This window comes from Rhizobium anhuiense bv. trifolii (assembly GCF_024346605.1).
Classification (GTDB): Bacteria; Pseudomonadota; Alphaproteobacteria; order Rhizobiales; family Rhizobiaceae; genus Rhizobium; species Rhizobium anhuiense.
Genome location: NZ_CP098802.1, coordinates 292,028 through 313,243 on the forward strand (window position 1 = coordinate 292,028; position 21,216 = coordinate 313,243).

The 21,216-nt window shown below is 57.1% G+C and carries 16 protein-coding genes, 4 pseudogenes and 1 riboswitch; of the genes and pseudogenes, 7 read left to right on the top strand and 13 right to left on the bottom strand.

Features of this window, described 5'->3' with window-relative positions; translation table 11 throughout:
- The first annotated feature begins 37 nt into the window (after window positions 1-37).
- Entirely contained in the window at window positions 38-3,094 is a 3,057-nt protein-coding gene (locus tag NE851_RS08310) for a TIM-barrel domain-containing protein (RefSeq protein ID WP_254956554.1), read from the top strand.
- Between the two features lie 509 nt (window positions 3,095-3,603).
- On the opposite strand, the gene NE851_RS08315 is transcribed toward NE851_RS08310, so the two are convergent.
- On the bottom strand, window positions 3,604-4,608 hold the full coding sequence (locus tag NE851_RS08315) for a LacI family DNA-binding transcriptional regulator (RefSeq protein ID WP_254956556.1): 1,005 nt from the start codon (window positions 4,606-4,608) through the stop codon (window positions 3,604-3,606).
- Between the two features lie 193 nt (window positions 4,609-4,801).
- Between NE851_RS08315 and NE851_RS08320 the strand changes: the two genes are divergently transcribed.
- On the top strand, window positions 4,802-5,767 hold the full coding sequence (locus NE851_RS08320; protein ID WP_254956558.1) for a TlpA disulfide reductase family protein: 966 nt from the start codon (window positions 4,802-4,804) through the stop codon (window positions 5,765-5,767).
- A 646-nt stretch (window positions 5,768-6,413) separates the two neighbouring features.
- On the opposite strand, the gene NE851_RS08330 is transcribed toward NE851_RS08320, so the two are convergent.
- The 6 genes from NE851_RS08330 to NE851_RS08355 all read right to left on the bottom strand — a co-directional run bounded on the left by NE851_RS08330 (window position 6,414) and on the right by NE851_RS08355 (window position 12,028).
- Window positions 6,414-7,187: a thiazole synthase gene (locus NE851_RS08330; protein WP_254956560.1), complete on the bottom strand. Its 774-nt coding sequence runs from the start codon at window positions 7,185-7,187 to the stop codon at window positions 6,414-6,416.
- Window positions 7,188-7,190: 3 nt separating this feature from the next.
- Window positions 7,191-7,388 (bottom strand): sulfur carrier protein ThiS, encoded by a 198-nt coding sequence (thiS, locus tag NE851_RS08335; RefSeq protein WP_254956561.1) that lies wholly within the window; start codon window positions 7,386-7,388, stop codon window positions 7,191-7,193.
- Window positions 7,385-8,356: a glycine oxidase ThiO gene (gene thiO, locus NE851_RS08340; RefSeq protein ID WP_254956562.1), complete on the bottom strand. Its 972-nt coding sequence runs from the start codon at window positions 8,354-8,356 to the stop codon at window positions 7,385-7,387. The genes thiS and thiO overlap by 4 nt, the downstream gene beginning before the upstream one ends.
- 1 nt (window position 8,357) lies before the next feature.
- Window positions 8,358-10,175 carry a phosphomethylpyrimidine synthase ThiC gene (gene thiC, locus NE851_RS08345; protein ID WP_254956563.1) on the bottom strand — a complete coding sequence of 606 codons (1,818 nt, stop codon included), beginning with the start codon at window positions 10,173-10,175 and terminating at the stop codon, window positions 8,358-8,360.
- 91 nt (window positions 10,176-10,266) lie between these two features.
- Window positions 10,267-10,378: riboswitch (TPP riboswitch) on the bottom strand.
- Between the two features lie 219 nt (window positions 10,379-10,597).
- The gene (locus NE851_RS08350) at window positions 10,598-11,308 is read right to left on the bottom strand and encodes a hypothetical protein (RefSeq protein ID WP_254956564.1); all 711 of its coding nucleotides are present in this window, start codon (window positions 11,306-11,308) and stop codon (window positions 10,598-10,600) included.
- Between the two features lie 408 nt (window positions 11,309-11,716).
- A complete protein-coding gene (locus tag NE851_RS08355) occupies window positions 11,717-12,028 on the bottom strand; it encodes a hypothetical protein (RefSeq protein WP_254956565.1) in 312 nt (103 codons plus the stop codon).
- Between the two features lie 208 nt (window positions 12,029-12,236).
- On the opposite strand from NE851_RS08355, the pseudogene NE851_RS08360 reads away from it, so the two are divergent.
- The 3 genes and pseudogenes from NE851_RS08360 to NE851_RS08370 form a co-directional block, all read left to right on the top strand.
- Window positions 12,237-12,449, top strand: a pseudogene (locus NE851_RS08360) (IS5/IS1182 family transposase); the annotation flags it as partial.
- Window positions 12,450-13,405: 956 nt separating this feature from the next.
- Window positions 13,406-14,335 carry a sugar ABC transporter substrate-binding protein gene (locus NE851_RS08365; RefSeq protein WP_026230977.1) on the top strand — a complete coding sequence of 310 codons (930 nt, stop codon included), beginning with the start codon at window positions 13,406-13,408 and terminating at the stop codon, window positions 14,333-14,335.
- 109 nt (window positions 14,336-14,444) lie between these two features.
- Entirely contained in the window at window positions 14,445-14,657 is a 213-nt protein-coding gene (locus NE851_RS08370; protein ID WP_254956576.1) for a hypothetical protein, read from the top strand.
- A gap of 37 nt (window positions 14,658-14,694) precedes the next feature.
- Here the strand turns inward: NE851_RS08370 and NE851_RS08375 are convergent.
- The 5 genes and pseudogenes from NE851_RS08375 to pdxR form a co-directional block, all read right to left on the bottom strand.
- Window positions 14,695-14,862, bottom strand: a pseudogene (locus tag NE851_RS08375) (LLM class flavin-dependent oxidoreductase); the annotation flags it as partial.
- Window positions 14,862-15,115: pseudogene (locus tag NE851_RS08380) on the bottom strand (transketolase); the annotation flags it as partial. The pseudogenes NE851_RS08375 and NE851_RS08380, both read right to left, overlap by 1 nt.
- 41 nt (window positions 15,116-15,156) lie before the next feature.
- Window positions 15,157-16,107, bottom strand: a complete 951-nt coding sequence (locus tag NE851_RS08385) for a PDR/VanB family oxidoreductase (RefSeq protein ID WP_254956578.1) — start codon at window positions 16,105-16,107, stop codon at window positions 15,157-15,159.
- A 5-nt stretch (window positions 16,108-16,112) separates the two neighbouring features.
- Window positions 16,113-16,604: an MOSC domain-containing protein gene (locus tag NE851_RS08390; protein WP_254956579.1), complete on the bottom strand. Its 492-nt coding sequence runs from the start codon at window positions 16,602-16,604 to the stop codon at window positions 16,113-16,115.
- A 271-nt stretch (window positions 16,605-16,875) separates the two neighbouring features.
- Window positions 16,876-18,348 (bottom strand): MocR-like pyridoxine biosynthesis transcription factor PdxR, encoded by a 1,473-nt coding sequence (pdxR, locus tag NE851_RS08395; protein ID WP_254956581.1) that lies wholly within the window; start codon window positions 18,346-18,348, stop codon window positions 16,876-16,878.
- 81 nt (window positions 18,349-18,429) lie between these two features.
- Here pdxR and NE851_RS08400 point away from each other — a divergent pair, with 81 nt between their 5' ends.
- Window positions 18,430-19,665, top strand: a complete 1,236-nt coding sequence (locus NE851_RS08400; protein WP_254956583.1) for a trans-sulfuration enzyme family protein — start codon at window positions 18,430-18,432, stop codon at window positions 19,663-19,665.
- Window positions 19,666-19,820: 155 nt separating this feature from the next.
- On the opposite strand, the gene NE851_RS08405 is transcribed toward NE851_RS08400, so the two are convergent.
- The gene (locus NE851_RS08405) at window positions 19,821-20,246 is read right to left on the bottom strand and encodes a PIN domain-containing protein (RefSeq protein ID WP_254956585.1); all 426 of its coding nucleotides are present in this window, start codon (window positions 20,244-20,246) and stop codon (window positions 19,821-19,823) included.
- Window positions 20,247-20,284: 38 nt separating this feature from the next.
- On the opposite strand from NE851_RS08405, the pseudogene NE851_RS08410 reads away from it, so the two are divergent.
- Window positions 20,285-20,872, top strand: a pseudogene (locus NE851_RS08410) (IS110 family transposase); the annotation flags it as partial.
- Between the last annotated feature and the right edge of the window lie 344 nt (window positions 20,873-21,216).

A 21,216-nucleotide genomic window follows, 5' to 3' on the forward strand; every position in this document is an offset into this window, starting at 1 on the left:
GCGCCCTAATCCCCGTTTTCATTGAGAGGCATGAAGAATGTCCGACAGAAAGCTACCGGCTTCTTGGAAGCCGTACAATACCTATGATTATGTTCCGGCCGAGGAATGGACCGTCGGCGACGATGTCGTTCTCTATTCGGTTTTTTGGGACGGAGCACCGAGATCGACAGGGGGATTCGACCGAGATTGGACAATTCACATTAATGCCCAGGCTAAGAGCGATTCCGAAAGCGAAGACGCACATGCGATCACGATAGTCTTGCAGGTTACGTCATGTCAGAAAAACGCCTTTAGGATTCGGTTTGCGCCATACGCGAGCTCACCTTCAGCCTTTCCCGAGAAGGTGTATGGTCCTATCGTTTCATCCAGGCTGAGACAGATCAGGCAGCATGAAACAACACTGGGGTACTCCCCTGTTCTGAGCTGGAATAGCAACGGTGCCTCCATCTTACTTCGCTCCGTCAGCATCGAATTCATCCGAGCTGAGAGCGGTCTCCTATCGATTCAGCTCCGGAGGCTGAGTGACGGAGGTATTATCGACATCTCCTCGGGCCCGCTAATGCATGCGGGAAAAGATACTGGTACCGTCGCCAATATGGAGCGCAAAGCAACGGACGCCACGCATTACTTCGGCCTTGGTGGAGTACTCGACTATAATCTCACGTCGAATGCCGATCCGGAAGAGGGAGCAAGCGGTTATTCCCATAGCGGACGCTCCGGTCTGGATCGCAATGGGCAGGAAATAACTTGCTACAATTACGACAACCTCTGGTATAACCAGCCGGAGGTCTTCCCCAATAGCGTGGCGTACAAGGATACGTTCAAGGCGAACTATTACGTCCCGCAATACCTGAACGCGCCCTTTTACATCGAGCGATCCGTCATCAATGAACAGTCAGCCTTTCTCGGCGCCTTTCTTGATAATACCGGTCAAACATTTTTTTCGCTGAAAGGTGTGGCTCGCGACTCCCAGACTGTTATCGCCGGCGCGCAGCACGGTGAATTTGACTGCCATTACTTGTTCGGCGAAACCGCAAGCAATGTTTTGGACGCATATACCTATCTGATGGGACGAGGGACTCTTTCTCCTGATGCGCCCGCCGGGCTTCTGAATCGACGCGCAGTCATGCCGCCTAAGTATATTTTCGGCTATTTTCAGGCCAAATACGGTTGCCTTGGCCTGCTTCGTCCGCAAGGCGATACCGATGAGATGCATGTCTATGTTGAGGATATCGTTGAGGGATATCGTGGTTTCGGTGTGCCGATTGAGGGTCTCGGTATCGATATAGACGTCCAGGAAGACAAAAAGGTGTTTTCGATTAAGAGCAGCTTCTGGTCCGGCGGCGCCGTCGGAAGCGGCAAATCGGTATTTGATTGGGCGGCAGATTACGGTCTGCAGTGCCAGACAAACATCACTCCATTCATTCGCGCCGACAATATTGCTTACGATCCAAATGATCTCGCAAAGACCCAATATGAGACCGCCAAGGGTTTGATCGAAAAGTCTTACTGCGTGCGAAATGAGGGCGAAGGCAACATCACGAGATTCCGCGGTCCGCGCAGCGAAGCAGCCTATCCAGGTCTCACCTACACCTCTCTGGCGGGCGTCCGCTACCCCGATCAGAATGTTCTGGTGCTGGATTATGGTGTAAACGCCCAGACCGGAGAACGGGATACCATCGGCGCCGTGGTGACTGACTACGGCAGAACCGAAGCTGCGCGTTTTTGGGGAAAACAATATGCCAACCTCTTCCGAAACGGGCTCGGCTTCGTCTGGCAGGACATGGCAGTCCCGGACCCTATGCCACATGTGGAGGATGGCAAGAATTTTGCTGACACATCTTCTCCTCGCAATCAATTCGGCTGGTCGCTTACTGGCGAGGCGCCGACGGATGATCGCCGTCGATCCAATACGTTCAACTGGCGCAGTTATCACGGACAGTTGCTGTTGACTGATCCACGCTTCGGCGACGGGCGTAAAACTCCGTTCGTGGAGCTGCGGAATTTGCATGCATATATGGTGGCGCGCTCCACATATGAATTTGGTCTCGAGGCTCACGCGGATTTGCTGAAGAACTTCAAGCGCAGCTACGTGATTTGCCGAAGCGGTTACCCCGGCCTACAACATTATTCCGGACATTGGATCGGTGACAACGCATCCACGTGGCATCACTTGCAGGTGTGTATACCGCAGATTTTGAATCTTGGGATGTCCGGCATTCCTATCGTAGGCGCAGATCTAGGAGGCTTCGCGCCGGGTGAAGATCCGGCAAACCCAGCAAATACATTTTATGGTGAGCAAAAAAATCGCAGCCATGATCCTGCCGTCTACGATCGCCTCGTGCTTGGTCCGGAAGATATCGACATCGGCGCCATCAGCGAACCTGAATTAATCACGCGCTGGACACAGGCCGCGGCACTACAGCCATGGGTCCGCAATCACTATGACGCTATGAAACAATATCAGGAAGTCTACAACTACATTGGTCCTGCGACGGCCGATGGATCGAAGAACTTCGGTCAGATCATGGCGGAATTCGTGTGCTTCAGAGTCCGCTGGCATCATCTGCTGTACGATGCAATGTATGAATACACGCAAACGGGTGCGCCGATTAACAGGGCCATGTGCCTTTGGGACGGTGACATAGGAATCTTCACTGAAGAAAATCGGGATATTCTGGGAACGCAATACTTCCTTGCCAACTCGGTCCTTGTCGCACCAATTCTAACGAAGAGCCCCGCTGGCCAAGCTGAATCGTATTTGGCTGAAACCGAGGTCTATTTTCCTCGCACCGGCGAGGGACGGTTTACAAAGTGGTTCCAGTACGACGTCGTAAGTGATTTGATTGATGGCACGAAACCAATTACCGGCGGGCAGCGTCTCTCGATTGCGGCGAAGATCGATTCCCTTCCGATATTCGTGAGGGAAGGAGCGATTATCCCGGAGCGTCATCATGCTCCAAAACTTGATGTTCCTTTCAAGAATATCCAGGCTCTAGACAAATACGATCAGCCTCTCGTGCTTTCGTTTTACCCCCCCCATGCCTGGAGAAGACAACGAGGATCAGTACTCGCACGACCTCTTTTGGGATGATGGCGGCGTAAGTCGTGACGCAGAGGAAGAAGGGAAGTTCTCTGTCATCGAGGTTAAGCAATCAGGACAATGGGATGCGAATCGCTCACTTGAGAGAACAATTCTTCTTAAGCCAAAACGATACGAGTATGCGCTGCCGCAATTCATATATCTTCGACTGCGTTCGCATGACCTCCTTGCGCGGGTAGCAATTATATCTGGTCGGTTAGTTAAGGACGTGCTGTTATCTCGAGATGAGCTTTTCGAACATGCTGGAGAGGGGATGCTCGTTGAGCAACAGACAAAGAGTGTTTGGTTTAAAGTGAACACCTCTGATTTGAACGGGGAAAAAAAGGTCACCATCAAAATTAACGGATGATACTTCAACGTGCTCCTGCGCCAGCGACGGCACCGATCATTAAACTGGAGCAACTGCTTCCATGGAATTGGACATTGCCTCCGGAATACAGGTGCGAGTCTTTCATAGAAAGGTTGAGATCATAGCATCGAGCTTCACTGCAGCGACTCGATCACGGGCGCCGTGTACTATCTCGTTCCACCACTTGGAATCCGACGTCGACTATCTGGGAGTAGGTGTGGTTGCCTTGAAGCCGGTTGACGATAATTTCTGCAGCTCTTCGACCAAGGCCCACCCGGTCGACTTTCACGGTTGTCAGGGAAGGATTTGTCGACGCTGCTATGGGGAGGTCGTCAAAACCCGCAATAGCAAGCTGCTCGGGAACATTGATCCCTCGCCGTTGGCACTCCAACAAGCCTCCGACGGCCATGACATCAGTAGCGAACGTCAGGGCTTCCACTTTGATGTTGGACGCCAGCGCCAGCCGGACGGCCTCCGCTCCGCCATCGAAACTATTTTCACAGCGGATGACGTCCGCTTCGACTTCAGTCCCCGTAGAGGTCACCCAACGGAAACCCTCCAAGCGGTCATCGATACGGTCGTTGAAGTCTTTGGTGACAGTCACGTGCCAGACGCGGCGATAACCACGAGCAATGAGCAGTCTTGTCAGATCGACGCTGGCATCGAAATTGGAGTATCCAACGACAGCGTCGATAGGAGAATCGGTCAAGTTGCTCCCTTCTACAACGGGGATTCCCGATTGATGCAAAATAGAGCGTACGGCGTCCGTATGACGGACCCCTGTGATATAGATGGCATCGGGCCTCCGAGCCAGAAAGGCTTTGACGGCCTGCAGTTCGACTTGGTCCGAATACCCCGATGCCCCTATCATCAACATCATGTCGTGCTTATGCAGGACATCGGCCATGCCCTGTAATATTTCAGCATGCTGCGTGTAGCCAATCACCGGGATTATTGCGGCGATCAAACCCGTTCGATTAGCTGCCAAACTCCGAGCTACCAAGTTGGGAACGTAGCCAAGTTCATCAATGATGGCCCGGACCTTTTGTCGCGTTGCGGCCGAAACCTTAGCCGAGCCATTCAAAACTCGCGAAACCGTGCCAACGCCGACCCCCGCCCGTTTAGCGACGTCTGACAACCGAACCCTGCTATCCAACTAGGCTCCTCCTAATAACGATTGATGGAATCGATCAAACAATCCCCTAAACAACCAATAGCGAATTCTTGGAAGCGCTTCCAACATTTTTCTTGACGAGGAAGCGAAAGTCGAAATATGTTTCGTGGAAGCGCTTCCACATGGGGAGGCGAGAGTTCTTAAATCACGCTGACTACTAACTATGGAGATAAACATGGCATTGCGTTTAGAGTCCCCGGCTCCTTCGCTTAAAGTTCCGAACTGGGTGCTTGGCGAGCCGCTCACGCACTTCCAGTCCGGCAAGGTATATATCGTCGATTTTTTTGCCAGTTGGTGCGGGCCGTGTGTGAGGGCGATGCCCGGTCTGGTGCAACTGCAGGATAAATATAAGGACAGCGGACTTGAGGTCATCGGAATCGCAGCAAGTGAACGCGCTGCAACGGGCGACGAGGCCCGAACCATGTTGGACACGTGGTTGACCGAAACGTTCTCGCGCCTGAATTTTCGGATCGCGTTCGACGACACAGGCGAAATGCACAAGCTTTGGATGACCGCCAGCTTTTCTTTCGGGATTCCGACGTCGTTCGTGGTCGACCGAGACGGCCACATCGCCTTTATCGGTCATCCGATGGAACTTGATGATGTTTTGCCGAAAGTGCTTGACGGCAGCTGGCGCACCAGCGCGGAAGCGAAAGAGGCCGACAAGGAGCGGATTGCTGAAGGCGAGATTTATGCCGCAGAGATAGCGTTCCATGATCGAATCTCGGCGGCGATAGAGATTGAGGACTGGAATACGGCGCTTTCGGCAATTGCAGAGGGCATCAAGCTGAACCCGGACAGCATCTCCTTGCGCCAGTTGCATGTAGGGATACTGATCGGAAGAATGCGCGACATGGAGGCGGGGTGGATAGCATTAGACCGATTTGCTCGCGCTGCAATTGAACGAAACTCGGAAGATTGGCTTCTCGCGGCGATGCAAGAACTCTTCGGTCCACACTACGATTACGCGGGCCTTCCAATGGCGGAACGCTTTTCGATGGGCAAAGAGCTCTGCGAACAAATCCTGAGACTGTATCCGCAGCAGGATGCTCGCTCACGCGCTGAGTCTTACGAGACGATCGCCCGTTACTACCATGAGAGCGGCGACAACGACCGGGCAGGACAAGTTTGGGACGAATGATGCGCCTCGTAACTTAAAGAGCTGGCATTCAATCGTGTCAGCAAAACCAAAAACCATCCTCAATCTCTTGTTGGCTCAGACGTGGCCGCCACCTCGCGCAATATCCATTAGCGGCGGGAGCGCGCGATAGCAGCTAACTGCGGCATTTGCCGAAATACAGTGGTCACGGACATCCACAGAGGAAAAACTAGCAAATGCGGTGTTGCAAGAAAGCGTCCCAAGAGCGTGGGGTTGACCCAAATTGTACTACAGAACCACAACCTGCAAAGGTCGACGTTGCCTACGATGCCATCCTACGTCTACTCCACAGTTAGCCAAGCCATCGGCACGGAAGTGCAGAAGGCCCTGCAAGGCCAGAAAACCGCCGTCGAGGCAATCACAGCAGCGCATGAGTTGGTTACTGCGATCGTGAAGCGTCACGGGTGAGCCGCCTGGAGGTGACATAAATGGCCACCACATTCGAGAAACGCCGGCAGAACGTCGGCGTTGTCCTCCTCGCACCAGCATTGATCGTCATAGCCGGGATTCTCGGCTAGCTCAGTCTCCGGACGATCCTTGATGCGCAACTGCACCAGCTTGACGCCGAGGGGTACCAGTCGGGCAATCCATTCGGCGCTGTCGACGATCAGGTAGAACGGATCGAGCTTCAGGTGAACACCGCCTTTCCGATCACCGGCGTGGAGGGTACGGCCATGTCGCGCGGCTCCATCAGGCCGGCGTCAAAGGCTTGATTGCCGGCTGCGATTGCCGCGGCAAAGGCGGCTGTCATCGCGACTGGATCTCCGGCGCCGGCAACGGCGGTGTTGAGCAGAACCGCATCGAAACCCAGCTCCATCACCGCAGTTGCGTGCGACGGCCGACCGATGCCGGCATCGACAATCAGCGACACGTCAGGGAAATGCGCCCGCATTGCTCTGAGCGCTGTCGGATTGAGCGGCCCGGCGGCACTGCCGATCGGTGCGCACCAAGGCATGAGCACCTTGCAGCCGGCCTCCAGCAGTCGTTCGGCCACGACCAGATCGTCGGTCGTGTACGGGAAGACCTCGAAACCTTCGCTGACGAGAATGCGAGCCGCCTCGACGAGGCCGAAGACATCCGGCTGTAGCGTATCATGGCTGCCAATGACCTCGAGCTTGATCCAGTCGGTGGCGAACAGCTCGCGTGCCATCCTTGCGGTCAGCACCGCTTCCGCGACGCTGTGGCAACCTGCGGTGTTGGGTAGGATACGAACGCCGAGCGCGCGGATCATCTCGAAGAAGTTGCCCCCACTGCGGCCGCCAGACATCTCACGACGAAGTGAGACGGTGACGATTTCCGTCGCCGATTGCCTGACGGCCTCGGAGAGGACGGCAGGAGAGGGATATCGCGCTGTGCCGAGCAGCAGACGGGAGGTAATTTCGGACCCATAAAGCGTCAGCATCCGTCAGCCTCCCTGCATCGGCGATAGGATTTCGATCCTGTCATTGTCGTTGAGCGAACGATCGAACTGGTCTTCGCGATGGACCAGCTCACCGTTGACGGCTGTCGCCAGCCAGTCACCCTGGTATTCCATCAGGACTAAAAGCTCCGACAGCGTCTCAGCCGCGACATCCAGAGCCTCGCCGTTAACGATCAATTTCATGGGACATTCCTTCCCGTGGTATGTTGGTTGAAGACAAGTTCAGCCGCCTCGGCCGCCATGGCTGGCGCGAGCAGAAAGCCGTGGCGGTAGAGGCCGTTGAGCGAGATCACCGTTCCCTGATGGCTTGCACGTGGAAGATTGTCCGGAAAGGCTGGGCGAATTCCGACACCCGTTTCGATTATGGTTGCATCGGCAAAGGCCGGAAATAGCGTGTATGCAGCGTTGAGCAGTTCCATCAGTGAACGGGCGACAATAGGCCCGTCGAATTCCGTCTCGATCATTGTCGCGCCGACCATGAACACACCGTCTCCACGCGGGACGATGTAGACGGGGAAACGCGGATGGAGCAGGCGGACCGGCCGGGAGAGATCCACGTCAAAGCTTCTAAGGTAAAGCATTTCGCCGCGGACGCCGCGTAACTCCTCGGCATCGCCAATGCGCGCTGCGCCCGTGCAATCGACGACACTGTCGAAGCTCTCGTGCGGGCTCTCGCCCACGAAGGTGACCCCCTGAACCGTCAGCTTGGTGCGCAGCAGACACAACACTCGCCGGGGATCGAGATGGGCTTCGCGGCGAAAGAACAGCCCGTGCCGGAACCGCCCGCCAAGAGAGGGTTCGAGCGCCGCGATCGCCGGCTCTTCCAGCCATTCATAACCCGTCGTGCGGCAGGCAAAGCGTCGCAGTTCACCAAGATCGCGAGCCGAGGCGACCACAAGCGTTCCGTTTCGTCGCACCTCTCCCGGCACCATTGCCTCCCATTTGTCGGCGGCGGTGAGACCGCGCATGAGTACCGCGTCATCAGCACTCTCCCGCTCGCACCAGGGCGCCAACATTCCGCCCGCGAGCCACGAAGCAGCACGCCTGAAACCGCCATATGGATCGAGCACGGTAACCTCGGCATCTCGAGCGCGCAGTTCATACGCCACCGTCAGGCCGGCAACGCCGGCCCCTTTGACAAGCACACGCATCTCATTCGCCCGAATGCTGCAGGGTTTCTACCGGCATATAGAGGTCGCCGCCCTCGCGATAACGCGCTGCCATCGCATCCAGCCCCTCCTTCTGTGCTTCGGCGCGGATATCGTGCGAAATCCGCATGGAGCAGAATTTCGGGCCGCACATGGAGCAGAAATGGGCCACCTTGTGGGCTTCCTTCGGCAGCGTCTCGTCGTGGAAGCTGCGGGCGGTTTCTGGGTCCAGCGAGAGGTTGAACTGATCTTCCCAGCGGAATTCGAAACGGGCGCGGGAGAGCGCGTCGTCGCGCAGCTGTGCCGCCGGATGCCCCTTGGCGAGATCTGCGGCGTGAGCCGCGATCTTGTAGGTGATGACGCCTACCTTCACGTCGTTGCGGTCGGGAAGCCCCAGATGCTCCTTGGGCGTGACGTAGCAGAGCATCGCCGTGCCGAACCAGCCGATCATGGCTGCGCCTATCCCAGAGGTGATGTGATCGTAGCCCGGCGCGATATCGGTCGTCAGCGGCCCGAGCGTGTAGAAAGGAGCCTCGCCGCAGACTTCGAGCTGCTTGTCCATGTTCTCCTTGATCTTGTGCATCGGCACATGGCCGGGGCCTTCGATCATCACTTGGCAGTCTTTCGCCCAGGCGATCTTGGTCAGCTCTCCCAGTGTTTCCAGTTCGGCGAACTGCGCCGCATCATTCGCGTCGGCGATCGAGCCGGGGCGCAGGCCATCGCCGAGCGAAAAGGAGACGTCATAGGCGCGGCAGATGTCGCAGATCTCCTCGAAATGCTCGTAGAGGAAGCTTTCGCGATGGTGATGGAGACACCACTTCGCCATGATCGAACCGCCGCGCGAGACGATGCCGGTCACACGGTTGACGGTGAGCGGGATGTAGTGAAGCCGCACGCCGGCATGAATGGTGAAATAGTCGACGCCCTGTTCGGCCTGTTCGATTAGCGTGTCACGATAGACCTGCCAGGTCAGGTTCTCGGCAATGCCCTCGACCTTCTCCAGCGCCTGATAGAGCGGCACGGTACCGATCGGCACCGGCGAATTGCGGATGATCCATTCGCGGATGTTGTGGATGTTGCGGCCGGTGGAGAGATCCATGACGGTATCGGCGCCCCAGCGGGCCGCCCAGACCATCTTCTCAACCTCCTCCGCCATCGATGAGGTGACGGCCGAGTTGCCGATATTGGCGTTGATCTTCACCAGAAAATTGCGGCCGATGATCATCGGTTCGGCTTCCGGATGGTTGATGTTGGCGGGGATGATCGCCCGACCCGCCGCCACTTCTTGCCGGACGAATTCCGCCGTCACATGGTCAGGAATATGGGCGCCGAAGCTCTCGCCGTCTCGGATCATGGCGTCCGCCTGCGCCTTGCGGCCGAGGTTCTCGCGGATGGCGATGAATTCCATCTCGGTCGTGATGATGCCGGCGCGCGCATAGGAGAGCTGGGTGACGGCACTGCCATCCTTTGCGCGCAGCGGCTGGCGTAGCGCGGGGAATTCGGGCGTCAGCCTTTCGCCGCTGGCAAAGCCGTTGTCTTCGGGACGGACATGGCGGCCCTTATAGGCCTCGACGTCGCCGCGGGCGAGAACCCAGTCACGTCGCAGTGAGGGCAGCCCCTGTTCGATACGGATCTCGGCGCCCTCGATCGTATAGGGGCCGGACGAGTCGTAGACGACAACGGGCGGCTCGCCCGATGTCGGATGCAGGCTGATTTCGCGCATCGGCACGCAAATGTCGGGATGGATGTCCCCCCGAATGTAGATCTTCCTGGATGCCGGCAAGGGGCCGGTGGTGACGGTTGGGGCGGCGGCGATACTCATGGTTTGAGGCTCCAAGTTTCGATTGGAGACCCAGTCCTCAGCCGGAATGATGAAAAGACGCCGGCACGGATTCCACGCGTGAATCCACTGCCTTCGAGCGCTTGCACCGTCCCTACGCCAGTATGAACTGGATCAGGTTCAACGGGTCACTGCGCGCGATAGCAGTATCTCAGCCCCTTGCCGGGACCCCCCTGGTGAATGCCAAAAAGGGTAGAGGCTTGCCGAGGGGACTGTCAAGCGACAATCTGCGACGGCTTGGGGTCAGGTTACACTCAGGCTACCGTGCGTGGTCGCCGCGATCAAACGAATCGACAAGCCAGTCGCCCGACCGGCACGCTTCCGCAAGGCAGGCGCTTTTGTCGCATGCAGTGGCTGTCGATTTTATCCCGCGCAGTTCAGCAAGTATGCTGAGTACCGAAGCGCTATTGAGAAAGCAGGCGCGGAACTGGAAAGTCTAGTACTTTGTCCGTGTAGCTTTCGACCAAGGCGCTAAACGGCGTGCCGTCTCGAAGTTTCAGTACGGCACGATGTTCGAGCAGGAACGGCGGCAGGGTAAGGGAACCTGTTTCATGCGTTATTAAACCGTCCATGTCCCAGCTTTCGGATAGAGGGGACCAGAGCAACTTGGCAGACAGGTTTGTGCGAGTGAAATTGAGAGCCTGAACGGCTCTGCCAAACGCGATATCGCTGGTATTCAACGCCTGATTCATCTCTGCAGTTAATTTTGCAGGTACATACCAATTGTCGGCTTCGGACAAGACGCGGTCGCCGCAGACCAGGCGGACGCGGCGATAAGCGATCAACTCACCGGGTCCGACGGTCAGAAGTTCACGGATGTGCTCATCGGCCGGCTTGTCTTGCCCGCCCACACGCTGAGCTACAATCTTAGAACCTTCCGGTGCGAGCTTGTGCGCGGCGCACCAGCGATCAAGGGTCAACGTAGCACTGGCGTTACTCAGGAGATTGGCATTCAAGGTCTGAAGGACCGCAAGCGCTTCCACTCGAGATGCCGGCGAGTTCAGCCACTGAGACCCTATAGACGGTTCTCGCGCAATTGCGACCTGGGTGCCCAGCACGATGGCGGTCGCTGCAAGTGCGGCGATGCGAATGCGTTTCGAAGAACAAAATGACACGGAGAACGAATCCTTTCTGCAGTAAATTTGATGGGCGAACCCTGGGCGTCAAATTTCCTTGATATTGGCAGGCGAGCGCGCGTTGTCAGCGTATTTGATACCGGCAGCAAGATTTGAACTGCGCCTTGCAGGTACCGTTTAACGGTCGGGTTCCCGATAGACTTCTTGCCATCTTCCGATGTTCCTGCGGTGCTGCTTCGTACCTGTTGAAGCCTGTGTGCCCGAGCCGTCCTTTGCTTGCGTCGCATCAAGGTCGTCGATGATATCCTCCATCCGCGCGCCGACCTGTTGTTGGAGTTTGCAAGCGTTGGCGACTGAGCCGACGCTTCCATCCTGAAATATGGAAACCCGATAGACGTGGATTTCAAAGGAGGAACGTGGCGGCCGGTCCAAATTCTCCCAATTCACTTAACGGTTTAGCGCCTTTGTCGTTCTCTCGCTCGTTGCGGGATGTTCATATAGCTGGATCGGATAAAATAGGTAGCAACCGAAAGCAAAATCCAGGAGCAATTGTTCGAAGAAGGTCTTCTTCGTCGACACAGAGCCCTCCTGCCGGTCGAGTGACAATTGTAGACCAGGCAGCGACACGCCGTCGATGGTTGCCAACCGCAGATGCGAGTAGCCAAGGCGCTTGTCTGATTTCTTTTGGTGATCCATGTCGTCGTGCTCCTTGTGCAAGCCTCCCGTCGATGACGTCGCCGGCAAGATTTCAGCATTCATGGGAAAGAATCTTCCTGTTGCACTGTCGTAACTCATCATAACAGGACACTTGATGAAAACGACAAGCAACGCAATAGATGTGTCGGATATATTTCAAAGTATATCGTTTCCAATTTGGCAGATCTTACTCTCTATTGCGAGAAACCCGAGAGGTATGGAATATATTATTGTATATACTTCTATATATATCGCACTTCATGTCTTTGGCGGCCGCATGAAATGGCAACTCTCTAACGGCTACGGCAAACGCTCGCTGGTCGAAACGGCAATCGGGCGATGAAAGTCCATCATCGGGCGGCGTCTGCGGGCGAGGTCGCGGCCTGGTCAGCAGACCGAAGGCGTCATCGGCTGCGCCGTTCTCAATCGCATGCTTGACTGCGCACGTCCGAAATTCGTCCGCCGCAAGGCACCCTCGGCATGATCAGCCGTTTCAAAGATCCCCATCCGTTCAATTCCAGATCTGTGCACTAACGCCCGCGGTCGTCGCCGATCGGATTTGTAGAGTTTGCTGTCTCAATGCATCACTCCTTCTCGGAGCTTAACGCGGCCGCAGAGAGGAACGCGCGGAAGTCGACCGTCGTTCAAGGAGTCGGACGCTGACGCTGACAGGGTCCCCATGGCAGGGGTACGGCAGTCAGCATTCGGTTGAGAATTCGGGCCATGATCGTTTTTACCCCTCGTGTATTTGCACAATCTATGGCCAGCGATTGGACATGGTCATGAAATAAAATTGCATCGACAAGTGCAGATGACATGTCGTCGCCAACGACCTCTCCGGAGAGGTCTGCGCCGGAGCCAGGAGCTCTGCGAGGGCGAGTGTAGAGTTGCCGCCTCGACCGGCCCAGTTCAGCGACCCGCTCCATTGCGGCGGCGCTCTTGTTAATCTCTCCTGCCATCGGGTTCGATATTCCTGAAAAAATCCGGGGACTGATGGGGTTCTCTCATTCATGACGACGATTCTTTCAAGAATGAGAGACTTCACAAACAACGATGAATGGACCTCAAAGTGAAATAGATAGAAGCTTACCAAAACTGCGTCACGTTGCCTCGCGATCACGCGAGAGCTGACGAAGAGATTGGACAATATGGCATGTGTCGGCTTTGCATCATTGTGGTGTCTTCGGTGAAAGACGCTCGACATTGGCGCTGTTAGAGACCGCGGAATTAAATCATCAAATTAGGCACCAAAAAATTGGGGGTTCGCGCGAGTCAACGTAGCGGCGAAGGAGGGGCTAGTCGTCAGCATCGAGATTGTCTTGATACCTATGATGATGTTCGGCCTTTTTCTGGCAGCCCCGATAAATGTTTTCGGCCAGTGGGCTGGAAACCCGGCGTGAGGAGGGTGCAGCCGGGCACCGCTTTGTGGAGGAAGTGAAAATGAAAAAGTTTATCCTGGGCACTGCGATGGCGCTCGTCATGTCGACGGCGGCTCACGCGGAAACGGTCGGCGTCTCGATGGCGAAGTTCGACGACAATTTCCTGACGGTTCTGCGCAACGGCATGACCGATTACGCAAAAACACTCAGCGGTGTGACGCTGCAGGTCGAAGACGCACAGAACGACGTTTCCAAGCAGCAGAGCCAGATCCAGAATTTCATCGCCTCCAAGGTCGATGCAATCATCGTCAACCCTGTCGACACCGATGCGACCACGGCAATGTCGAAGCTTGCGGCCGATGCCGGCATTCCGCTGGTTTACGTCAACCGTCAGCCGGTCAACGTCGACACGCTGCCGGAGAAGCAGGCCTTCGTCGCTTCCAACGAGCAGGAATCCGGCACGCTGGAAACCAAGGAAATCTGCCGTATTCTCGGCGGCAAGGGCAAGGCCGTCGTCATCATGGGCGAGCTCTCCAACCAGGCTGCGCGCATGCGGACCCAGGACGTTCATGACGTCATCAAGACGGATGAATGCAAGGGTCTGGAGATCGTCGAAGAGCAGACGGCGAACTGGGACCGTACCCAGGGCGCCGACCTGATGACCAACTGGCTCTCCAGCGGCATCGAATTCGACGCCGTGATCTCCAACAACGACGAAATGGCGATCGGCGCCATCCAGGCGCTGAAGGCAGCCGGCAAGGATATGACCAAGGTTGTCGTCGGCGGCGTCGACGCCACGCAGGACGCGCTTGCCGCCATGCAGGCGGGCGATCTCGACGTCACGGTGTTCCAGGATGCCGCCGGCCAGGGCAAGGGCTCGCTCGATGCAGCGCTCAAGCTCGCCAAGGGCGAAAAGATCGAGAAGAAGGTCTACATTCCCTTCCAGCTCGTGACGCCTGCCAACGTCAAGGACTTCGTCACCAAGAACTGAGGCGAACGCCACATAGGATGCGGGCTCTTTGCCCGCATCCTATGTTCGGGCGCTCGAAGTTCCACAAATCCTCAAAGATGAAGGACCCTTGAGTTCAGGCTGCTTGAGGATGAGACTGGCATTCACAACCTCGTCGGCTGGTGAAGACCGAGAAACATCGCCCGATCGCGTTCCGCGCTGGTATGTTGGGTGTCTATGTGACCGCTATTTTCTCCGCTTCGGCACGAACGCGGTGTCGAGCTTCACCATGGTCGCCGGCACCCGATCGGTGTGGACTGCCGAGAAGGCGCGGCACGTCGTCAAAGCCTTTGGCGACGTGTGAGACCTATCTTGCGTGCCAAGCTGGGAACGGCTTGCTGTCAGGCCGTTCGGAATGTCTGGGTGGCTGTCGGTGACGCAAGCGGCGGCAGCTCCAGATTGGAGCGAAAATCCTCTCCGATATAATCGGTATCGATCAGTTGACGGCGCCGGAGCTCGGGCAGCAGACCGTTCACCAGGAGGTCCTCCTGGTCGGGACTGCCGAAGCCTGATTGCCTGCCAGATCTCGGATAGCGGGAGAGATCGGAGAGGCATACGGCTTGTCCGCCACCCGGTCCTGCGGCCTGAGCACCGAATAGTAGAGCGTGGTCATGATGGTGCTCAGGGAGGCGGAAGACGCCTGATGGCCGCCGACCTTCACCTCGCCGCCTTGGCGAATGTGGTTGGCATGGTGGATGTCCACGAAGCGATCCAGGAGACGCATCGCTCGATCTCGTTCAAGTACGTTATTTCCGTTCTCATCCGTTCTCCCCTTGTCACCTCCGTTCCGCCAGTGCCAGACTTTACAGATCTAGCCGCAGCACACCCTTTGCGCGCGATACGCAGGGGATGAACCGGTGGCTGCGGGCGTCTTTCGACAGGACCGCATCCCTGTGGATCGGCTGGCCTTCCAGGAAGCCGCACTCGCAGGTCCCGCATACGCCGTTTTCGCAAGATGCCATCAATAACACCCCAGCCGCGCGAATTGCAGACAGCGCTGCCGTGTCGGCCGGAACCGGAACCTCCGTCCCATTGCGCAGGATGATCGTGAAGGGCTCCGATGGACTGTCGTCGTTCGCGGCGGGCTGGAACGCCTCGAAATGCACCAAATCCTCCGGCCAATTTACGGTGGCTCGCGCGATTGACGCCATGAAGCCCGGCGGACCGCAGTAATAAACCTGCGCATCGCTTTGACGGGCCGAGAGCAAGGCTTCGATATCCTGTCTTGTCTCGGGCTCGTCGTCGAAGTGAAGTCGCAGTTTGCTACCGTCGATAGCCTGCTCGATCACTGCCAACAGGGGCGCGAGCGCGCGACTGCGGGTGAAGTAGTGCAACTCGAACGGTTTGCCCTGCCGGTTCAAAACGCTTGACATCGCCAGGAGAGGCGTGATGCCGATCCCGCCTGCCAACAGCAGGACCGGCCCATGACCTTCGTTCAGCGGAAAATGGTTGCGCGGCGCAGAAACCGGCAAAACGGTACCAACGCAAACGGCATCATGAAGCCACGCCGAGCCGCCACGACCGTCCGCCTCCCGCTTCACGGCGATCGTGTAGCGGCAGAGCTCGGTTGCGTCACCGCACAATGAATATTGGCGAACCCGCCCGTCGGGCAGGTGGACATCAACGTGAGAGCCCGGTTCGAAGGCTGGCAGTAGGGGTTTGCGCGGATGCTCGAGTTCGACGACGAGCACGCCCCCCGGTTCTTTGCGGGTGGCGACAACCTTCAGCTTCATGATGATACGTGGTGATGCCATGTCGTTCACTCGTCCAACGGAAGAATGGGATCGCCGGGGCGGATGATGCCACCAACCTCGATCGCGCAATTCAGGCCGGAGCGGTGCAGAAGACCGTCGTAAAGCCCGGGAATGCCGAGCAACTCTTCGATATACTTGCAGGGAAAGTTCATCCGCGCTGCCCGAAGAATTGTTTCGCCTACCCGAAATCGTTTGCCGACAAGATGACTGAGCGGGACGCCGCGGGTGGTCAGATTGCGTCTATGATCATCAGGCGTAAGTGCGGCTTTAAACCCCGGGATCTGTGGCTCACCTTTGGCCATCGCCTCGAGAACCTCGACCTCGATCAGCGTGACGTCGCGAACATCGGGTTTCGGTGAATAGGTTCCAGTGCCAAGATAGTAGCGGTCGCCAACAATTCCACGCCCTGCAATGAGCTGCGCTTCCGCCAGTTCTTCCATTTCGTAGGACGCTGCCGGCGCAATATGGATGTGGAGCAGCTTACCCTGCCAAGTCATGCATCTGCCCTATCAAGCCTCGGTCCGGACCGTCAAGCGAAGACCATCTCAACTTTGTTTACCGGATATTGGTGCTCGGCTGTGGGATGACAAATCCCAACAGTCATTGCACCCGTCGCCGCTCTTCCTCAACTTTGGCGGAGAACTGGTCTTCTCGACAGTGCCAGTTTGATGACTTGTTTCTGGTCCAGTTTCAATTTTCATGCGACTGGCGGTCGTCGGGGGGAGGGCCTGTCGTGATTGTCTGGGTTTGGATATGCCGAATGCGACTTCAGAATTCTTCTGTCACTGTCTCAATCGCTATCAGAAGCAGTTGGATCCCCCGGTCAATCTGCCTCGGGCTCAAGGCTGAATAGCCCATGACAAGTCCGAGCCTGTCCGCCGTCACAGTGCCTGGTTGCGGGTCATAAAGAGGTGAGATGCAATAGACGCCAATACCGGCGCGTCGCGCGATTTGCAGCAAGCGTGTCTCGGACGATCTCGGCAATTCGTTGAACCAGACCACGACATGCAATCCGGCATCGGCACCCTCCACCGTAATCCGGTCGCCGAACGCGCGCTGCAGCGCGTTCAACAAAGTCTCCCGGCGATCTCTGTTTAGCCGCCGTACGCGCCGCACATGGCTTTCATAGCCTCCGCTTTCGATCAAGGATGCCAGGGCTTCCTGCTCGGTTACCGGTGAATGCCTGTCGAACAGTTGCTTGGCGGTTGCGCATACGTCTTGCAGTTCCTGCGGGACAACGAGATATCCGATGCGCATCATCGGCGATAGCGTTTTTGAAATCGTCCCGAGATAAACGACGTTGCGTCCAGCTTCCAGACTATGGAGTGGAGGCACCGGACTGATATCGTAGCGATACTCGCTGTCGTAGTCGTCCTCGATCACATAGGCGTCGTTTTCCCGCGCCCATTCAAGAAGCTGATGACGGCGAGAAATTGGCATGACCCCGCCGAGCGGAAATTGATGGGAAGGGGTGACATAGGCCAGCCGGGCTCGCACAGCCGTCAGAAGTTCGGTCTGCAAACCCTCGCCATCGACAGCTATGGAGACCGGAGAGGCGCCGGTGCTGGCGAAGATCTGGCGCGCCATGCGATAGCCGGGGTTTTCCATAACGAAGTCGCTGCCAGGGTCGAGCAGAAGCCGTGCACAAAGATCTAACCCTTGCTGAGAGCCATTCACGATGATGATTTGCTCCAGCTCGCACCGCAATGTGCGGGCGCGCCATAGATACCCTTGCAATGCTTGCCGCAACCGCAAAGATCCCCGCGGGTCGTCGTAGGCCAATCGGCCCGGTCGCTGAGCGATGACCGCGTTGACGGCTTTCCTCCACGCACGCGCCGGGAAATCGGACGGGGCGAGATCTCCATAACGGAAATCAATCATGACGGAGCTCGGCAGATAATCCAGCCACGGCGGTGTCGCCTTAAGTCGTTCGCCATAGGCCGACAGGCGCTGAGCACTCTGTTGCTGCCGCGTGGCACCTCTCAGGCGGTGTCCGAAGGGCACGGCAGTGACCCGCGGTCTGGCTCCCTGGCGCAGTTCCACGAAACCCTCCGCCGAAAGCTGCTCGTAGGCGACCGTCACCGTCGTTCGCGAAACGCCAAGCTCGTTCGCCAGATTTCGAGATGACGGCAGTTGACCGCCGGTGTCATAAACGCGGCTCACGATCTGGTCCTTGAGCGCCTCGTAAATCTGGCGCGCGCCCATCTTCCTTGCGCGATCCTGACTTGCTAACTGGACCATTTTCTTTCCGCATAACTGGCTATTTCTTGCGGACCAGTATGCTGCGACTGTGGTCGAAAGCAAAGAGGATAGCGCGAAGCAATGACTGGCAGCGGCGAACACGGCGATTTTCAGGACCACTCCGAACCGTCGCAGGGCGTGCAGCTTGGGTTTGATACCCGTGCAATCCATCACGCGTTCGATCCGGCTGGGTTCTCGAGAGCGGTCCAGCCTCCGGTCTTTATGACATCGACCTACGGCTTTGAGAATGTGGCGGCAAATGACGCGGCGGCAGCGCTGGGCGGCAGGCTCTATGCCCGTGAATATAACCCAACGACCGAAATTCTCGAGCGAAGGCTTGCAAACCTTGAAGGAGCCGAGGCGGGTCTCGTGGTGTCGACCGGAATGGCCGCCTTCAGCGCCCTGGTCCTGTCACTGTTGTCGCAAGGCGATGAGCTTGTGGTGCACAAGACGCTTTACGCCAATACGGTTGCCATGGTCGAGCAAGGTCTGCCTCGCTTCGGCATCAAGGTCGTCTCCGTTGACCTTTCAGATCCGCGCAATCTCGACGCGGCAATCACGGAGAAAACCCGCCTGGTCTATTTCGAGACCCCCGTCAATCCGCTGAGCGCTATTCTCGACATCTCGGCAATCGCAGAGCGAGCCCACAAACGGAATGTCAAAGTCACGGTCGATAGCACATTCGCCTCGCCAGCCTTGCAACGCCCGATCGAGCACGGCGCCGACATCGTGCTGCATTCTCTGACAAAATACATCAACGGTCATGGCGACACACTCGGTGGCGCCCTGCTGGGCGACGCGGAAACGCTGAATACATTGCATGAGACCGGCCTGCGCTACATCACCGGGGCGACGTTGTCGCCGCACTCCGCGTTCCTCATCATGCGCGGCCTGAAGACGCTGTCTCTGCGGATGGCGAGACATAGTGCTTCGGCGCTTTCGATCGCGCGCATGCTCGAGGCGCATCCCGCCGTCGCCTGGGTGAGTTACCCGTTCCTGGACTCCCATCCCGATCAGACGATCGCCCGCAAGCAAATGTCTGATGGGTCCGGCATGCTTGCCTTCGGCCTTCATGCTGGGTTCGACGGTGCCAGGACAATGCTCGACCGGCTACAGTTGCTCACGCGCGCTGTAAGCCTGGGTGACACCGACAGTCTCATCTATCATCCAGCCAGCATATCCCGGGCGCGCCAGTCGATCAGGAAAGACGCACACTTGATCGAAGGGGTCGGGGAAGACCTCCTCCGTCTCTCTGTCGGCCTTGAGGATGTTGGCGATCTGATCGGCGATCTGCGTCAGGCCCTTCAGGTCCTATGATGGAACTATAGCATCGCCATTCAAATATCTCAGCGAGCAAGACGAACGCGCCGGCAACATCTCCAGCGCCGGCACAAGGTCAGTATCGTTGGTGACGAGCACCACCTGGTCGACGTCGCCGCTTAGGGCGTCGTCTTAGAGGTGAAGCGCCAGATTCACATCCGACTGCTTTTCCTCGAGCTTCCAGACCTGGATCTTGTAGCAGTCGCGCGGCCAGCGCTTCGGATCGTCTGCGGGATATGCTGGTTGGCCTTGTAGATCGAATAACGGCCCATCACGAAGGACAGCTTGCCACCGCAATGCGTCGTCAGGGCATTATGACACCGGGCCTGCGACGATACGGAATCCTCACCCTTCGCGGCACTTTCGATGATCTTTGCGGTGAAATACTTAATCGCGCAGTCCGGATGCAGCGTCATCGTCGCCGGCGCGGCGTCCGGAGCTGGCCGGTAGAGGATCGACGGCAGAATTTGTGTTTCGAACAGGGTGAGAACGTCCAGCCATTTAAATGCGGTCTTGCGAAGACGACCATAGTACAGATTGTAGCCGTCGATATAAACGCGTGTTCGTAACGCTGACACTCCTTGCTCCTAAGACATAAAAAAACTGGCTTGCGCCGGCGACGCGCAACTGGATGGTGATGTACGACTGGCTCGACGACATTTGTGATGATGTCGTTCTCGCCCATCCGCTGAAGGTTAAAGCGATCGCCGACGCCAAGATCAAGACCGACAAGATCGATGCGACAGTCTTGGCACATCTGCTCAGAGCGGATCTGGTACCCGAAGCCTGGGCGCCGAGATCGCGGGACCTTCGCGTCGCGCTGCGCGAGCGGATGTTTTACGTGCGCCTGCGCACAATGACGAAGAACCGCATCGTCACGGTGTTCGACCGCTATCCGGAGCAGACGGCGCAGTTGAAGAAGCTTGGCGATTTGTTTGGCAAGGCCGGCCGCGTCCAGCTGGCTCAAGTTAACGTCTCGGAGATCGACCGCATCCAGATCGATCGTGGTCTCGCCTTCATCGGCGACATCGACATGCGGATCAAACAGTCGGAAGCAACGATCCGGGCGATGACCAAGGCCAATGCCAACGTCAAGCTGTTGAAAACGATCCCCGGCATCGGCGAGCTCTTCGCAAGGCTGATCGATGCGGAGATCGACGACATATCGCGGTTCCGCCACTCGAAGAAGCTTGCCGCCTATGCCGAAGTTTAATCTTGCTTCTGTCAAACAAAAACCACCTCGTACGAGCTTCTCCAGCCTTTCGATCCGTTCGGCCTCGCGAACTTCGCGCTGCTCGACCTCATAAACGGCCGCATTTGTCCCGCAATCTTTCATGGACCCCCATAAGAGCATTCGAAGCTGCTCGTCTTCTGTCCAAGCCCTGTACTTGATTTCGGCGATCAATGTCGATTGCAGCCAGACGTCATTCTGCTAGCGGGCGCCAATGACGATCGCAGGGAACGGAGGCAAGGGTCGTCCAATCCTTCACCACCTCGGACCTGTACTCCATCGCACAAACTGCTAGAAAGAGCGCCCGCGGAAATTGG

Coding starts and splice junctions, on each gene's coding strand:
- NE851_RS08390 (WP_254956579.1), bottom strand. CDS start 16,604: ATGACTTGGCAGGGTAAGCTGCTCCACATCCATATTGCGCCGGCAGCG.
- thiC (WP_254956563.1), bottom strand. CDS start 10,175: ATGAGTATCGCCGCCGCCCCAACCGTCACCACCGGCCCCTTGCCGGCA.
- NE851_RS08365 (WP_026230977.1), top strand. CDS start 13,406: ATGAAAAAGTTTATCCTGGGCACTGCGATGGCGCTCGTCATGTCGACG.
- thiS (WP_254956561.1), bottom strand. CDS start 7,388: ATGAAATTGATCGTTAACGGCGAGGCTCTGGATGTCGCGGCTGAGACG.
- NE851_RS08370 (WP_254956576.1), top strand. CDS start 14,445: ATGAGACTGGCATTCACAACCTCGTCGGCTGGTGAAGACCGAGAAACA.
- NE851_RS08355 (WP_254956565.1), bottom strand. CDS start 12,028: ATGAATGCTGAAATCTTGCCGGCGACGTCATCGACGGGAGGCTTGCAC.
- NE851_RS08310 (WP_254956554.1), top strand. CDS start 38: ATGTCCGACAGAAAGCTACCGGCTTCTTGGAAGCCGTACAATACCTAT.
- NE851_RS08320 (WP_254956558.1), top strand. CDS start 4,802: ATGGCATTGCGTTTAGAGTCCCCGGCTCCTTCGCTTAAAGTTCCGAAC.
- pdxR (WP_254956581.1), bottom strand. CDS start 18,348: ATGGTCCAGTTAGCAAGTCAGGATCGCGCAAGGAAGATGGGCGCGCGC.
- NE851_RS08400 (WP_254956583.1), top strand. CDS start 18,430: ATGACTGGCAGCGGCGAACACGGCGATTTTCAGGACCACTCCGAACCG.
- NE851_RS08385 (WP_254956578.1), bottom strand. CDS start 16,107: ATGGCATCACCACGTATCATCATGAAGCTGAAGGTTGTCGCCACCCGC.
- NE851_RS08330 (WP_254956560.1), bottom strand. CDS start 7,187: ATGCTGACGCTTTATGGGTCCGAAATTACCTCCCGTCTGCTGCTCGGC.
- thiO (WP_254956562.1), bottom strand. CDS start 8,356: ATGCGTGTGCTTGTCAAAGGGGCCGGCGTTGCCGGCCTGACGGTGGCG.